This window comes from Cryobacterium sp. TMT2-42-4 (assembly GCF_004402645.1).
Lineage (GTDB): Bacteria > Actinomycetota > Actinomycetes > Actinomycetales > Microbacteriaceae > Cryobacterium > Cryobacterium sandaracinum.
Map to the genome: position 1 here is coordinate 119,775 of NZ_SOFT01000007.1, position 14,216 is coordinate 133,990.

At 63.2% G+C, this 14,216-nt stretch carries 18 protein-coding genes and 3 pseudogenes; 12 read left to right on the forward strand and 9 right to left on the reverse strand.

Annotated elements, in window-relative coordinates:
- Positions 1–248 precede the first annotated feature (248 nt).
- The 6 genes from E3O18_RS01715 (at position 249) to E3O18_RS01740 (ending at position 5,303) form a co-directional block, all read left to right on the forward strand.
- Positions 249–1,232, forward strand: coding sequence for an ATP-binding cassette domain-containing protein (locus E3O18_RS01715; protein WP_134417304.1), 984 nt, complete (start codon positions 249–251; stop codon positions 1,230–1,232).
- A 226-nt stretch (positions 1,233–1,458) separates the two neighbouring features.
- Complete coding sequence (locus tag E3O18_RS01720; protein ID WP_134417306.1) at positions 1,459–2,019, forward strand: hypothetical protein; 561 nt, start codon at positions 1,459–1,461, stop codon at positions 2,017–2,019.
- Positions 2,020–2,036: 17 nt separating this feature from the next.
- Positions 2,037–2,630, forward strand: a complete 594-nt coding sequence (locus E3O18_RS16265; RefSeq protein ID WP_134417308.1) for a TetR/AcrR family transcriptional regulator — start codon at positions 2,037–2,039, stop codon at positions 2,628–2,630.
- Positions 2,631–2,897: 267 nt separating this feature from the next.
- The gene (locus tag E3O18_RS01730) at positions 2,898–3,407 is read left to right on the forward strand and encodes a TetR/AcrR family transcriptional regulator (RefSeq protein ID WP_134396228.1); all 510 of its coding nucleotides are present in this window, start codon (positions 2,898–2,900) and stop codon (positions 3,405–3,407) included.
- The gene (locus tag E3O18_RS01735) at positions 3,380–4,069 is read left to right on the forward strand and encodes a GAP family protein (RefSeq protein WP_134396227.1); all 690 of its coding nucleotides are present in this window, start codon (positions 3,380–3,382) and stop codon (positions 4,067–4,069) included. The genes E3O18_RS01730 and E3O18_RS01735 overlap by 28 nt, the downstream gene beginning before the upstream one ends.
- Positions 4,070–4,793: 724 nt before the next feature.
- A complete protein-coding gene (locus E3O18_RS01740) occupies positions 4,794–5,303 on the forward strand; it encodes a hypothetical protein (RefSeq protein WP_134396226.1) in 510 nt (169 codons plus the stop codon).
- A 159-nt stretch (positions 5,304–5,462) separates the two neighbouring features.
- Here the strand turns inward: E3O18_RS01740 and E3O18_RS01745 are convergent, their stop codons facing one another.
- Positions 5,463–5,840, reverse strand: coding sequence for an ATP-binding protein (locus E3O18_RS01745; protein ID WP_241978096.1), 378 nt, complete (start codon positions 5,838–5,840; stop codon positions 5,463–5,465).
- A gap of 66 nt (positions 5,841–5,906) precedes the next feature.
- Positions 5,907–6,662, reverse strand: a complete 756-nt coding sequence (locus E3O18_RS01750; protein WP_134396225.1) for a phosphotransferase — start codon at positions 6,660–6,662, stop codon at positions 5,907–5,909.
- 15 nt (positions 6,663–6,677) lie between these two features.
- Between E3O18_RS01750 and E3O18_RS16705 the strand changes: the two genes are divergently transcribed.
- On the forward strand, positions 6,678–6,803 hold the full coding sequence (locus tag E3O18_RS16705) for a hypothetical protein (RefSeq protein ID WP_255570061.1): 126 nt from the start codon (positions 6,678–6,680) through the stop codon (positions 6,801–6,803).
- Here the strand turns inward: E3O18_RS16705 and E3O18_RS01755 are convergent.
- Positions 6,784–7,251 carry a hypothetical protein gene (locus E3O18_RS01755; protein WP_134396224.1) on the reverse strand — a complete coding sequence of 156 codons (468 nt, stop codon included), beginning with the start codon at positions 7,249–7,251 and terminating at the stop codon, positions 6,784–6,786. The genes E3O18_RS16705 and E3O18_RS01755 overlap by 20 nt on opposite strands.
- Before the next feature lie 486 nt (positions 7,252–7,737).
- Here E3O18_RS01755 and E3O18_RS01760 point away from each other — a divergent pair, with 486 nt between their 5' ends.
- Positions 7,738–8,379 carry a hypothetical protein gene (locus E3O18_RS01760; RefSeq protein ID WP_134417310.1) on the forward strand — a complete coding sequence of 214 codons (642 nt, stop codon included), beginning with the start codon at positions 7,738–7,740 and terminating at the stop codon, positions 8,377–8,379.
- A 104-nt stretch (positions 8,380–8,483) separates the two neighbouring features.
- On the opposite strand, the gene E3O18_RS01765 is transcribed toward E3O18_RS01760, so the two are convergent.
- From E3O18_RS01765 to E3O18_RS01775, 3 genes are all read right to left on the reverse strand, one after another.
- On the reverse strand, positions 8,484–9,281 hold the full coding sequence (locus E3O18_RS01765; RefSeq protein ID WP_134417312.1) for a LysM domain-containing protein: 798 nt from the start codon (positions 9,279–9,281) through the stop codon (positions 8,484–8,486).
- Between the two features lie 251 nt (positions 9,282–9,532).
- Positions 9,533–9,910 (reverse strand): type II toxin-antitoxin system death-on-curing family toxin, encoded by a 378-nt coding sequence (locus E3O18_RS01770; RefSeq protein WP_134396221.1) that lies wholly within the window; start codon positions 9,908–9,910, stop codon positions 9,533–9,535.
- Positions 9,907–10,110, reverse strand: a complete 204-nt coding sequence (locus E3O18_RS01775; RefSeq protein WP_174722075.1) for a ribbon-helix-helix protein, CopG family — start codon at positions 10,108–10,110, stop codon at positions 9,907–9,909. Before E3O18_RS01775 ends, E3O18_RS01770 begins: the two co-directional genes overlap by 4 nt.
- 114 nt (positions 10,111–10,224) lie before the next feature.
- On the opposite strand from E3O18_RS01775, the gene E3O18_RS01780 reads away from it, so the two are divergent.
- Complete coding sequence (locus E3O18_RS01780; protein WP_134396220.1) at positions 10,225–10,470, forward strand: hypothetical protein; 246 nt, start codon at positions 10,225–10,227, stop codon at positions 10,468–10,470.
- A 484-nt stretch (positions 10,471–10,954) separates the two neighbouring features.
- Here the strand turns inward: E3O18_RS01780 and E3O18_RS16400 are convergent.
- Positions 10,955–11,044 (reverse strand): annotated as a pseudogene (locus E3O18_RS16400) (recombinase family protein); the annotation flags it as partial.
- Between the two features lies 1 nt (position 11,045).
- Between E3O18_RS16400 and E3O18_RS01790 the strand changes: the two are divergent.
- From E3O18_RS01790 to E3O18_RS16715, 3 genes and pseudogenes are all read left to right on the forward strand, one after another.
- Positions 11,046–11,345 (forward strand): annotated as a pseudogene (locus E3O18_RS01790) (helix-turn-helix domain-containing protein); the annotation flags it as partial.
- A 162-nt stretch (positions 11,346–11,507) separates the two neighbouring features.
- A pseudogene (locus E3O18_RS16710) lies at positions 11,508–11,912 on the forward strand (SDR family NAD(P)-dependent oxidoreductase); the annotation flags it as partial.
- Between the two features lie 85 nt (positions 11,913–11,997).
- Positions 11,998–12,270 carry an SDR family NAD(P)-dependent oxidoreductase gene (locus E3O18_RS16715; protein ID WP_134398977.1) on the forward strand — a complete coding sequence of 91 codons (273 nt, stop codon included), beginning with the start codon at positions 11,998–12,000 and terminating at the stop codon, positions 12,268–12,270.
- A gap of 731 nt (positions 12,271–13,001) precedes the next feature.
- Here E3O18_RS16715 and E3O18_RS01805 read toward each other — a convergent pair.
- Together E3O18_RS01805 and E3O18_RS01810 are read right to left on the reverse strand one after the other, a co-directional pair.
- Positions 13,002–13,697: a cation transporter gene (locus tag E3O18_RS01805; RefSeq protein WP_134396217.1), complete on the reverse strand. Its 696-nt coding sequence runs from the start codon at positions 13,695–13,697 to the stop codon at positions 13,002–13,004.
- The gene (locus tag E3O18_RS01810) at positions 13,694–14,050 is read right to left on the reverse strand and encodes a metalloregulator ArsR/SmtB family transcription factor (protein ID WP_134396216.1); all 357 of its coding nucleotides are present in this window, start codon (positions 14,048–14,050) and stop codon (positions 13,694–13,696) included. The genes E3O18_RS01805 and E3O18_RS01810 overlap by 4 nt, the downstream gene beginning before the upstream one ends.
- Positions 14,051–14,216: the final 166 nt, after the last annotated feature.

Genomic DNA, 14,216 nt, shown 5'->3' on the forward strand with positions numbered 1-14,216 from the left:
GCCTCGTTTCAGTCGGTCAGGTCGCGACGCGCCTGGACGTGCGCTAAAACGTATCAGCCGGTATCGCTGGCGGCACCGATTGCCTCAGGCGTCGAGACCTAACCCATCCGCACCGGCTGCTGCAGCACGGACTGTTCGGCCGTGTAGTTGAAAGTCTCGATCTTTTCGCCCGGCAGCGCGGAGTCGCAGCCGGAGCGGATGTCGCGGATCTCCTTGCCCTATGCGATTGTGCGGTCTAATGTGAGTGAGTGCTCACGTCATATATCGAAGCGGACACATCCGCGGCATCCATCACCACCGACGGCCTACTCCGCCAATTCGGCAGTCTCACGGCGCTTGACCGCGTTAGTGTGGCTCTTCCCCGGGGCGGCGTGGTTGGCCTCCTTGGCCCCAACGGGTCCGGCAAGTCGACTCTGATCCGCATCCTGCTCGGGCTCATTCCACCGACATCGGGCCGGGCCACCGTACTCGGCCACTCGACCACGAACCCCGCCCGCTACGCACACGACGTCGGAGCGCTCATCGAGGCACCGTCATTTGTTCCGGGGCTCTCGGCTCGAAAGAATCTCCTGTCGCTGGCTCGCCTGCGAGGATTGCCCTCGACCCGGGTCGCCGAGGTCATTCGCATCGTAGGTCTCGAGGGTCGGGAGAACGAATCCGTTCGCCGTTTCTCGCTCGGGATGAAGCAGCGGCTCGGCATCGCGGCGGCGCTGCTGCCTGACCCGGCACTTCTGATCCTCGACGAGCCGACCAACGGCCTTGACCCGGCCGGGATCGTGGAGATTCGGCAGCTGCTCAAAACCCTGGCCGCCGAGGGGCGCACCGTGGTTGTCTCATCGCACTTGCTCGCCGAGATCCAGGCGGCATGCGACTATCTCGTCATCATCCGTTTCGGGGAGCTGATGTTCTCGGGACCGATTGGCGAGTTGCTCGATAAGGCCGGCGCGCGCATCGAAGTCGCCCCGGAGAACCCCGCTGATGCCGACCGGCTGCGCACCGCTCTCGAGGCCGCTGGGTGGTCGCTTGAAGAGGACTCGCTAGTCGTACGCGGCCCCGCCACCGCCGCGGCAGCGCTCAATCGCGCTGCCCACGAGGCAGGCATCACGCTCAGCCGGCTGACCCCGATCGACGAATCCCTTGAGGACGTGTTCCTCGAGTTGACGGCGGCGCCGACCCCCAACTCAACGGCCGCTCCGCAGGGTGCCCGGAAGAAAGTTGCCACCGATGCGTGAATTGCGAAGCGAACTCACCCGCCTCAACCGGCGGGGAATCTGGCTGGGTTGGTTGGGCCTCATGGCAGTCTTCGCTGTCCTGATCAACACAGTGATTTACACGATCGCAGCGAACGGAACGGTTCCTCCTGGCGGAGGTCCGGGAGTCTCGTTCCCAAGCGTGGGAACTCTGGAAAGCTCATCGGGACTCGTCGCGGGAGTCTCCTCCGCGGCAAGCATGTTCGGAGTGATCACACTTTCGTTCTGGGCGATCGCAGCAGCCTCAGACTACAGCACGGGCCTTATTCGTCTGCTGGCCGCCGCCCAGCCACACCGCTGGAGGCTACTGCTCGGGAAAATAGGAGCACTGCTCATCTGGACGGCCCTGGCAACAACGCTGGCGGCCGCCGTCAACCTGGCGGCAGCGCTGCCCTCGGCGGACGCCGCGGGAATTTCTACCGAGCTCTGGATGGATGACGTTGTCGGCGACGTTGCGCGCGCCTGGATGAATTCATTCAGCGCCAGTGTGGTCTGGGGAGTCATCGGACTCGTGCTCGCCCTTCTGAGCCGGTCCTCGGCGATCGCCATCTCGGTGGGGGTCGGGTGGGTTCTCCTCATCGAGACGATCATCAAGACCGCGTCGAGCGACGCGGGCAAATGGCTGCCCGGAACGACTCTCACCGCGCTGGCTCAGGGTGGAACCGATGACCTGACTTTTGCGGGCGCCTTTCTGATCGGCTGCATCTACGCGGCGGTCGGCCTCACCATCGGGCTAGTGATCTTCATTCGCAGACCGATAACCGAATAGTCCGATTGGATAGACCTATGAACGCCCGCGGAGACATCACCCGAAAACGCCTTATCGACGCGACCACGGCTCTGGTTCGCGAGGTCGGCTACGCCAACGTCCGGACTCGCTCGATAGCGGTTGCGGCGGGTGTCGCCGAGGGCACCCTCTATCGGCACTTCGCCGACAAACGGTCGCTCTTCTACGCCGCGGTGCTGGATCGAAACGCACCCATCGTCGCCGCAACGGCGACCCTGCCTTCCCTGGCCGGACAGGGCACAGTGCTCGGCAACCTACTTGACACCATCCGACAACTAGCCCTGCTTCAGCAGGACCTGTTGCCGCTGGAGCAGGCGATGATCGCCGACCAGACCCTCGCCCCGCCCCTCGGAGAAGGGCCACAGATGCCACTGGAGGGCCCGCCACACGATATCACCCAGTATCTCGCCGAGGAGCAGACCCTGGGCCGGGTTCGCGCCGATTGTGACCCAACACTCGCCGCGGTCACGCTGCTGGCGATGTTGTTCGGGCTGGCCGTTCATCCAGTGTTGGGCAAGGATCTCGCGGAATCGGAGCTCCTGAGCGCTTCCGTTAGTTACTTCGTAGACGGAGTCGGCGCCTCGGCCACATAACCCAAACTCACCGGGTTGGCGTCGACATGTACTGAACTCTGCAACTTCCAGCTTGGGGCCTGCAACAGCCGTGGACCCTGTTCAACATTGCCTTTACCGTTCGCGGCCAACGTTCGGCTTGCGAGACAGGGCCGGGAGCCCCAGGAGCTTCGCCTCCCGCGGTCGAATCCGCGTCCGTTCACCATCCCCCGTGGGGTTCAGACCAAAACTCTCAAATTCTACTCATCAGTCCGACCGGTCGGTCGGTTTCCGTGCTATCGTCACCTCATGAGCAACAGGGAACACATTCTGCAGACCGCTCGACGATTCGCGATCGAGACCGGGTCGGTGCCGTCGATGGATGCCATCGCTCATCAGGCAGGGGTGTCGAAGGGGGGACTGATGCACCACTTCAAGTCACGCGCTGCCCTGGTGGAGGGTATTGCGGTGCAGGCAATTCAGGATATGGATCAGGAACTGACCGCGGCCGCCGGGCGTGGCAACGTGATCGAGACCTGGTTGCGGCTCTCATCATCCCGTGAAGAGGCCGCTCTCTATCGGGCGATGTTGATCCTGCTCACTGATCGCCCTTCGATGACCGACACGCTTATGCAGCAGGCCGCGGCGGCAACCGAACGGTGGGAACAACTCTTCGCCATTGAAACAGGGGACCCGACCGCAGCCTCGGTCATCCGTCTCCTGGGTGATGGAATGCTGCTCAACAGCATCACGGACGACTACTCTGCACCCGGCGTTGATGCGATCTTGCAGTGGCTGGATCACAGGTCCACCAGGTGATTAATGGTGGCCTCCTCGTCGGCATCGCCGGCCTCGCCCTAGCTGATTCGCTCAACCCAGCGACTATCGCCGTCATCACCCTGATCCTGCTGACCGTCAGCCACAGGCCTGTCGGTTCAGCAATAACGTTCGTCCTAGGCGCGATGAGCACGGTCTTCACCCTCGGCATGGTCATCTTCCTCGGCGCCAATGCCGCCGCCGACGCCGTAGGCGAAGGGCTCATCTGGCTTCGCCGCGGAGTGTTCCTCATCGCAGCCATCGCTCTCGCCGTCGCCGGGCTCCGCCGCTTCAAGGACCGGGAAAGGAAAGGCATCGACCTGCCGTCCTGGTTCGGGGTGTGGACAGCATTCCCGCTCGGCATCCTCGTTACTGGAGCTGACCTGCCGAACGCGTTCCCCTACTTCATCGCCATCGAACGGATGGTCGCCGCGGACATCGACATTCCCGTGGGCCTGTTCGTACTCGCCGGCTACGCCCTCGTGTACTGCATCCCATGCCTTATTCTGCTCGCCCTCGGCTTGGCACACGGCGACAAAGTTAGGTCACGCCTACGAAAAGTGCTAGATCGGTTCTCGACGGGAACCATCAAACGCTCTATCCCAGCAGCGATCGCCCTGTTCGTCCTCGCCACCGCAGTCATCACTATCGTTCTCTGGCCCTGAGCACCCTGCGCGAGACGAGAACGGTGTGGATCCCCCACCGCGCATCACTGAGCGAAGTTGAGCAGCTTGGACGGGGTGCAGTTTAAACCGGATTGTGGTGGTGAATTCGCCGAGCACTGTTTCACCGCTGTAGTTGTACAAATTTTCACCTCACCTAACCTCATTCTTCCCGACATTGTCTTGATTGCCCGGTCAGGGTTCCCGAAGGGCACTACCCCGAAACTTCGGGACCTCGGCGAATTGGCGCTGAATCTGCGTCTGTGGACGTCCGCCTTACGCGCGACCGGCGCCCCCTGAAGAATCGTCCCCGCGATCTTTGAAGCCTTCGGGGAGTTCTGCCGGGCTGAGAGTAAGAGTGCCCGTGCTGTCGGGCCCAGGTTCAGCAAAACTTGAACAGCCGGTCAAGAGCAACAGTGACGCGGCCACCGCGAAAAGGAACCGATTAATCTGGTTGCCCCAGGTCGATTGGTGTCGACACTACTAGCGCCTCACACCGGCCCGCATCCCCAGGATCACGACTTGGTGACGAGGGGCTCGACAGTACAGACCACGTGGGAGGCTCTGCGTACGAGACGTCGAATCCCAGTAGTCATGAGGGGGATGTCGGCGGTTTCGCTCTTCCCGACGCATCCGCAGTTCCCGGACGACTCGTTCACGCAGGGTCGCCGTTCGGATGAAAACGCTAGAAAGCTTCTGTCCAATAACATTCAACGAAGAGGATGAAATGGCTGCCGCAACGTCGACACGAAAACGGGTGACGGGTCTCGGCGCTGCGTTTCTTTTGACACTGGCGTTGCCCGGCTGCTCGGTTTTCTATGCGTGCCCGGCAATCGCGTGGAACAACACCGTAGAGGTCAAGCTCGAAGGCCAAAGACAAGACGTCAGCGTCGTGGAGTTGTGTGCAGACGGCGTGTGTTCGGTACCCGCACCGGTCCTGCAGCAGTCAGACGACCCCGTCCGCCTTGAAACCCTCGATCCCCAGCAACTCGAGACTTTTACGCCAGAGCCTTCAGTGACTCGAATCCCCTATTTCGCTACCAAGATCGATGACAGCACCTGGAATATCTCGATAGAAATGGCGGCTCCGGACAAAGCGTCCCTGCGTGCCCTCTCGGAAAGCGGAGAGGTCCTCGCTGAGCGGGACGTTTCACTCAATTGGGTTCGCGTGGGCGGTACGCAACGATGCGGCGGACCTGCCGAGGCCGGCCCAATTAGCCTCACCATTCCATCCTGAAGGCGCTAACGTCACCCAAGTCATGAGCGCGCCCGCACAGGGTTCCTCAATGGCATCCCGGGTGAGGCGCCGAGCCTATGCGACCACGGTCAAGGGGCCCTCATCAGGGGTGGGAACCTCAAAGTGATCGAAGTAAGCGGCCGCCAGCTCATCGGGTAGCTAAACGTCATTCGGCTCCTGGCCCGCCCGCGCGCGGACACGAGCCAAGGCCACCTTCCGCGGAGTCGCCAGATAGATCGTCTCCGGCTCGACTCCCAGCGGCCGGAGGATGGCGCGGTAGTCCTCGCGCATGCGTCGGGACCAGAAGGAGTAGTCCAGCACCACATCGGTCTGTTTCATCACAAGGTCGAGAAGTCTCTGCCGCAGGTGGCTTTCGATCTCGAGCCGGACTTCCTCGGCCAAGGGTTGGGATTGAATACCCCGCAGCCAGGCTTCCTCGTCGAAGGACAGCCGCGCCATGCCGCCAGACTCAAGCTCGTGTGCAACCGTGGACTTGCCTGAACCGGCTGGGCCACACATGAAGACGACACGGGTCATGCCGACGATCGCATTCCGCCCAACCCATCAGAATTTCCTCCCTGAGCCTGGATTTGTGACGAGGTATCAAACAGTGCTGACATCACCCAACGCGGCTTCGAGATTCCGGTCGACTCCGTGGGCGAGCATCCGCTGGTAGGTCACATCGCCATCAGCCGCCACTGAGCGGATGATGTCGAGTTGCCTCTGTACTCGTTGACGGATGAGTTCCAGAACAGCGTTGGCAGAACCATCCCACTCATAGGCCCGAAGGAAGGACTCGAGGCGTGCCCGCCGCTCGCCGAAGGCAGTGAATCCTTCCTCCAGCACGAGCTGTCGAGCGTGGAGCGGCACCCAGGAGAATGCGACCCAGGCAAGGTCCCCGGCGTACGTGGTCGGGCCGGCCATGTCCCAGTCCACGAAACCCACCAGTCCGTCTTCATTCCAGACTGAGTTGTAGGGCGCCGCGTCGTTGTGACCGATGATCAGGCCAGGCTCCCATACTTGGCCTTCGCGCCAGGTCGAGCCTGCGGGCGGGACAAAGTCGGCGACTGCTGAGTGGTAGCGCCTGAGCCAGTCGCCGACGTCCAGGAGCGCCTCTTCGCTGTGCGTCCAACGCGGCCACGGGCGGACGTTACCGACGGTCGCACCCTCGAGAAAGCTAACGACAGTCCGACCCTGTGCGTCGGTCCCAAGCGGGCGCGGTGCCCCGATAAACCCTTTGTCGGCCAGATGTTGCAAGAGGGCATTCACGGCCGGGGTCCACGTGCCAGGAACGCGGCGCACGGTTCCATCGATGAGAAGCGCGCCGCCATCGAATCCGCCATCCAGCTTCTCACTCACGTCGCCAAGCTTCGCATGACACTGCAGGCTTCCCAATCCCGCAGAGGGTTCGACGAAAAGGCCTACGAGCTGCACCAGCACCGCACCGAAGTCGCCACCCTCCGGGACAAGGTGGAGTCCCTCAGCCCCGAGGTTGAGTGAGGCCAGGCCGGTTCGGACTCACTTCCAGTGACACTTGCTGGGGCTCCTGCGGACGGTCGCTCACCCAGACCTGGTAGTGGTACTCACCGCGAACACCGTACAAGGTGCATACCCCCGTTTCGGAGACCGCGGTCGGCGGCCGCTGGCAGGTGCCCTCCACCGAGAATCTGAGGCCCGCGCCCGTCGCCATGCGCTCCAAGTCGTGGACGCTAACTGGGGTGTCCGTCACCCACCGCCGGGAGATGCTCGGGCACGGGTTCGTGCTCATACACAGAAACTGTTCGCGGCGAACCATGTCGTTCACCTGCTCCCAGTCGGCGGGGACAGCCAGCTGCGCGGCCTGCTCCACGAGGACTTCGGTGACCCGGTTTTCCAGGGCGAACACGACGAGAAGCGCGGCGACACCCAAGGCCATCAGCCCGGCCGCGACGGCACCCAGAACCTTCACACCATCCCCCAATGAACTCGGCCCCGCCGTGACTGCAGCGTAGCGCGCAGGATACGCCGTTGGCACTACTTCGCGGGCCCACGCTGCCGGGCGGGAGGCGCAGCCGACGCGGCCGTGCACGGCTCACCCCGCAGGTAGGGGCAGGGCAGCACCGCCCGCTAACCCTCCCCCTTGCGGGCGGGGAGCCGCGGTACCATCGATGACATGATTACCACCGCTTGACTTCGCCTTCGGCGTTGACGCCGTGCTGATGTGGGCCATCCCCCACGCAACAACATCCGGCCGACTTGTGGTTTGATCAACAACGTGCGCCATTCCGTTTCGAACCGACACCGTCCGAGCCCCGTCGCATGGTTGTCCTTCGCGGTGTGCGGCACGCTCACTGGTTGCGCGGGAGCAGTCCCGGCGTCGGACGCGGTGTCACAAGTGTCGGCGCGCAAGGCAGTCGCTGACGTCTCTCGGGGTCTCTACCGTGGGGCGACGGACGTGATCGATGACTATGCCCGCTGGGCTGACACCGACACCGAGAAATCGACCGTAGTCGAGTTGATCGGCTACGAACCATATCCCGGCGCGATCCACGGCGAACCAGTTGGAGCGCTGCAGTTTCGTGCGACGATACAGCCCTACCCGAACGAAGGGCCGCACGTCGCTTGCTTTGAGTCGCAGTTCGATTTCTGGGGCGTCGCGACCGAGGAGCCCGGCGAATGGAGCGACGACACAGCGGTCGCCCACGACATCGCTTGCCCGCCGGACGCAAAGCGCATCCCCCCTCCGGTCGACACCCGCTTGGTTAACGTTGTTCCCGACGGAGCGGAGGCTCTCGTCGTCGAGGTGCTGACAAACGCGCCGTCCGCGGCATCCGCTGACGACATAGTCGCCGAGATCGTCAAGCGGATGCCGCAGCCGACCGGTGAGCGTGAGGTCGCGTTCGATCCCGAGGCGACGGTAGTCGACGGCGACATCGGCTTCGCGATGGGCGATGGGGACGACTGCCTGCTCGTGAAACGAGACGTCGACGGCGTGCAGGTGTTGCAGGTGCCCAAGATTCTGCTTCAGCCCGGAGAGCTCGGGTGCGCAGCCGGCACGGCGCTCCAGCCGGGCGACCAGCTACGGTCCCCCCACTGACCCAGAATCTGGGCGCTCGGCAATCGGCCCGATTGGCCGCGGATCCGTCCCGCAGGGGTTCCCCATAGGGGGCGACAGCGGCCATTCATTTCCTGGAGCGGCGTTCAGCCCGAGGGCGGCGGGACCGAGGCGCCGCCGCGCAGCGCCACCCGGAGGTTCAGCTCGTCGCCGGCCTGGAGCTGGCGGCTGGTGAGCGGGTTGAGGAAGCCTAGGTGGTCGTCCGTGATGCCGAAGCGGTCGGCGATGTCGTTGAGCGTGTCGCCGGTGACCACACGGTAGGAGAGCGGGGCACCATCGGCTGAAGCGGTGGAACCGCCGGCGCCGAACCGGGCGCCGGTATCGACGGCGAGCAGCCCGGGGCGGGTGTCCGGCGCGTCCCAGGTGATCGTGCCGACCGCCCGGGGTGTGAGCACGCAGCCGTCAGGATCGGTCGTGGTCGGGTCGGTCTCCGTGATGACGGCGGTCAGGTAGTAGCTGGGGTCGCCCCGGGACAAGTCCCTGGGGCCCATGCTCAGCCCAGGCTGATCGGCGTCCGTGGAGAGGTTGCCGAACGAGAAGCTGTGCATGTCGGCCAGGCAGATCGTGGTCTCCGACCAGGGGCTGAAGGATAGTTGCAAGCCTCCGGGGACGTCCGAGTGGAAGTCCTTCAGTGCGACGTCGAATCCGCCCCCACCCGCCGTGACGACGACGGTTCCGGAGATGGTGTTGTCTCCCGAGGCCGACGTGAGCTCGGCCGTGCCGATGACACCGTCGGGGATGACAACGTCGGCCGCACGGTCGGGCGGGGCCGGCGCATCCGTGTGGGCGGCCGTGTCGACCGCTGGAGTCTCAGTTGGCGAGCAAGCCACCAGTCCGAGCACCAGAGCGATGCTCCCCAGAACGGATGTCGCCAGTCGTGGCATCAGGTCCCCTCCCCGCCGAGCCCAGCATGGCAGTCGGCCGCATCGCCGGTCCAGCCCCGGGACCGACTGACGAGGTGGCTCGACCGACGTCGCTACCGGACGCACCGAACCTGCCCGTCGGCGGTTCCCATGCCGGACCCCGGGCGCGAGCCTGAGCCACTCCCTTATCTCGCTCCTGGTGAGGCTGATGACCGGCAAACGACCTGTCTTGCCGATGAAGCATTCACGACTCTCAAGCCGGCCACCTCGCCTCAGCGCTCGTCGCTGCCGAGGTCAATGCGTTTCGCGATATCCGAAACGTCGTCAAGGCGCCCGGAAGCAACGTCCATGATGAATTCGTAGGCCTCATCATTGGACCAGGTCAAGCGTCTTCCGTTCATACCAAGGAAGGTGATCAGCGCAGCGAGACTCAGCCTCTTATTGCCGTCAATCAAGCCGTGGTTGCGGGCCACGGAGTGCGTCAGCGCCGCGGCCTTCTCGTTGAGACTGCCGTAGGCATCCGTTTCGAACGCGCTCGCGCGCGGACGGGCCAGCGCCGACTCGAGCAGCCCCTGGTCACGGACCGGCATGTCTCCCCCGAGGGCCCGCTGCCCGACGTAGAGGAGGTCCGCGTAGGTGAGATAGATCACTTTCCGAGGCGTTCAAGCGCTTCGGCGTAGCGCGGAAGCTCCTCGTCTAGGACACTGCTCAGCAGATCCTGGCGACTGTGGTTCTCGACGTATTCACGCACCGCCTGCCTGGCGACCTCCTGCATGGACCGTCTCTCGTATTCGGCACGGCGACGCAGGGCTTCTGCCTCCGCATCAGTCAAGCGAAGGGTCATAGGCATGGACACATGGTATCACCGGTGACACCTTTGCCGAAAGTGTTCCGATAAGGGTTCCCTGTCGAAAACTGCCCACAGGCTCCAAGTGCTCGTCATTCGTTGTGCTTTACTCCTGACATGGCAGCACGGTTGTTGTTAGTGGTCGGCATTGCGGCATCCGTCGTTGGACTGTTTGGGACTGTGCTTTATTTCTTCCAGCCCTGGCGCACATGCCCTTACGACGATTCGCCGGCAGCGTGCGCCATGCTCCCCGGCGATGCGGCGGTGATGGCGGCAGCATTCGCTCTCCTGTGTGTCGGCGTCGTGACCGTAGTCATCGCGCTCATCGTTCGAACCCAGACCCAGAGCCGAAGCTCGCTCTGACCTGGGCCCGTGTGATTGTGATTGCGCTCGTGAGCGTCGCCCGATAGACCTTCCCAAATGGCACCCCGTCGTTCAACGTCGACTCGAAGCCTTGGCGGCGAATTCCGTGCCAATGAAGCGTTCGTCTTACGAGCTGCTCCGGAGGTTCCCTCCTGGCCAAGCAATCGACGGCGTAATTCCCCGAACGATCTCGCGGTCGTAGGCTCGCGCTAAGTAGAGCACTCAGGTGTCCGCGAATCGAGGGGTGGTCGAAATGGAATTCAGTGCTCTTTTTTGGTGGAACTTCTGGGTGGTAGTCCAGGTTCGCGTTGTGGTTGGGGTCGTCGTGGCTCTGGGGCTTTTCATCCGCTGGGGGCGGCGCAAGAGCGCCATTCTTGAGGCGAGCCAACCAACGGAAGGTCACGGGCCCGCTGCCGGTAAGTAGCGGGTGCAAGTCCTCCGCAGGAGGTTCCTTTCTGACAGTGACCAGGTGGGGCCACAACTTCTTCGATAGGAGCTTCGCACCGTCCGACCGCAGCTCCCCCGCAGGTGAGACATGGCGGTACAAGGTCTGCCGGGTGATCCCGAGGTCCTTCCTCCGCGTACTCAACCTGGGCGGCGGCGACGTCGATACAGCGACACCGATGGGGTCCATGCTGTTCACGATCATGGCTGCACTCGGACAGATGGAACACGAAATCAAACGAGAACGTGTGATCGACTCCATCACGAAGCGCCGCACTGCCGGCAAGGATCTCGGTGGGAGGCTGCGGCTCATCACCGACAGCCAAATCCGCAATGCGCGTCGACTCATCGACGGTGGAGAGCCAGTGACAACGGTTGCCCGCGATCTTGGAATGTCTCGAGCAACGTTCTATCGCCGAACTCGGGCATTGGACCTCACCGCCGAGTCATCTGAGGCGTCCGAACGTGCCCCATATAGCCTCCCTTCATCGGGCATTTTCTCGGGACGGGCTTACGGGACGATCGCCCTCTCAGCACCGCAGGGAACCGAGTAGACGACCATGATTCGAAGGTGTCCCGAACACCGTCCCCTCATGAGTTCACAACTAACCGGAACCGTCGCCATTGTCACCGGCGCGAGTAATGGTATCGGTGAGGCCACCGCGATCCGTCTGGCCGAGCACGGCGCCAACGTCGCGGTCGTCACGCGCCGCAAGGACCGCCTTGACGCCGTCGTCGCCAAGATTGAGGCCGCCGGTGGAACTGCCCTCGCTGTTGAAGTCGATATCACCGACCGCGGCCCGGCCGATCAGGCCGTCGCCGCCGTCATCGAACGATTTGGACGCCCCGACATCCTGATCAACAACGCCGGCCTCATGCTGCTCGGCCCGATCGTCGGCGCGGACGTCGACGAATGGGAACGAATGATTTCCGTCAACCCAAAAGGCCTGCTCTACCTGATCAACGCCGCCCTCCCGCACCTGCTCGCTGCGGCCGAGGACACGCTGCGGGAAGTAGCCGACATCGTCAACATCTCCTCCATCGCCGGGCGGCAGGCCTGGGCGAAACTACAGCGCCTACAGCATGACCAAGTTCTGTGTGAACGCTTTCACCGAAGCACTCCGCCAGGAGGTCACCCAGAAGCACGTCCGCGTCGGTGTCCTCGAGCCCGGCGCGGTGAACACGGAACTCGTCTCCCACAACAACGACACCATCAAGGACGACCTGGCCGCCTCCGACGCCATTCCGGAGCCTTTGGAGCCGGGCGACATCGCCGACAACATCGCCTTCATGGTGACCCGCCCGCGCCGCTCCTCCATCGCCGAGCTGTGGGCCATGCCCACCTCCCAGGCTTAACACCCGACGAAAGGAACACCACAATGAAGTACCGCACCCTTCCAGGTACCGGCATCGGCGTATCGAACCTCGCCCTCGGCACCATGGGTTTCGGCACCGAAACCGACGAGCACAAAGCATTCACGATCCCCTATCGGGCAAGCATCAGGGCCGCACGCAACGCAGTGTCGCGTCACCGTGATGTTCGACAGGGCTCTGTCTCTTCTCGGTACGCTCAACCCATGTCACCGAGTCATCCCCCAGGCGGCCCCAGGAAGGTCCGCATACAAGATGTGAAACCGTATGTCGTGCCCCTGAGACTGGACGACCTACACGGGCCAAGGAATGGGAGCGTGCAGCCGCCCCCTAGGGTGTACTGGGGGCCGAAGTCGAGCTTCGATGTGGAGTCGGAGGGCGACCTTATTACCGCGTGTCAGGCGACCATCCAGGAGGGGCGCGTTGTGGACCAGGTTGAGATTCTCAACCAGGATTTGCTGATCATGATTTGGCCGACGCTGACGATGCCGCCTCGTGTGCGACAACTGTGGGAGGGGCGTTTCCCCGAGCTGACGGTGAAGCGTGACGACCTGCGCAACGGAATTCGAGGATCGGTAGACGACCCGACCGCCCGAAGGGCTGTTCCGTGTCGGGCGGGGTGGATGCCGTTGGCGATGATTTCGACCTCTGCCAGTTCGTGCACGAGAACAACGCCGGCCAAACCGAGCACACCCGCGAGGGGGACAAGACGATGATTAGCTGCGTCGGTCGCTGGTTCTGTTTTCGTGTTGCTCGTCGTTGTCGTCGTCATCCTCAACCATTTCGCTGAGAACTTCGAAGGGTGACTCGACGTCACCGCGCCACGCTTCGATGCCTTCTCGGATCGCGAGCACAGCGACGACGAGGGCCGCGACGGAATCGGCCCAGGCCCATCCGAACAGACTGTTGAGCAGCAGCCCGATCAGGACGGTGCCGGAGAGGTAGATGCAGAGCACGAGTTGCTTGGCATCGGCCATGACGCTTTTCGAGCCGAGTTCGCGGCCGGTTCGGAATTCGAACCAGGCCAGCAGGGGCATGACCAGCAGGCTGAGGGTCGCAATACCGATGCCGAGCGGGCTGTGATCTACGTCCTGGGCCCCGGTGAGCGAGAGCACGGAGTCGGTGATGACATACGCGGCTAAGGCGAAGAATGCTATCCCGATCGCGCGCACGGTCGCTTTTTCCCAGCGCTCCGGGTCCGTGCGGGTGAATTGCCACGCAACGGCTAAAGCGGAGAGTACTTCCACGATCGAATCGAGGCCAAATCCGATCAGAGCAGCGGAGGACGCTAGCGTGCCGGCCCAGATGGCTACCACGGCTTCGATCACGTTGTAGGTGATCGTGAACGCGACGATGAACCGTACTCGGCGGTGTAGGACTGCTCGGCGGGCGTCGGTCACTGTGACGGTCATCGGGTCGTCTCCACGCAGCATCCGGCGATCGAACAGGCCGCGTCGACGCAGGGTGCGCTTTCGTCAACGGCCAGCACCACGTCCACCAGTGCTGTCAGCGCCCGCCCCAGGTGAGGGTCTGCGATTTCGTAGCGAGTCTGTCGACCTTCAGGTTCCGCTACAACGATGCCGCAATCTCGCAGGCACGTGAGGTGGTTGGACACGTTTGAACGGCTAAGGCCGAGGTCGCGGGACAGCACGGCTGGGTAGCTCGGCCCGTCCAACAGGGTCATGAGAATGCGCGAGCGCGTCGGGTCGGCCATTGCGCGACCAAGCCGGTTCATCACATCGATACGAGTAGTAATAGTCAGCACGTGATGACTATACATCGCTTGCTGTATTGACCGGATCCCAGCGAAAACGCCAGAGGCGTGCGGTGCACCATGGGTTTCGGCACCGAAACCGACGAGCACAAAGCATTCACGATCCTCGACCGGTTTGTCGAAACCAACGACAACCTCGTCGACACCTCAAACGTCT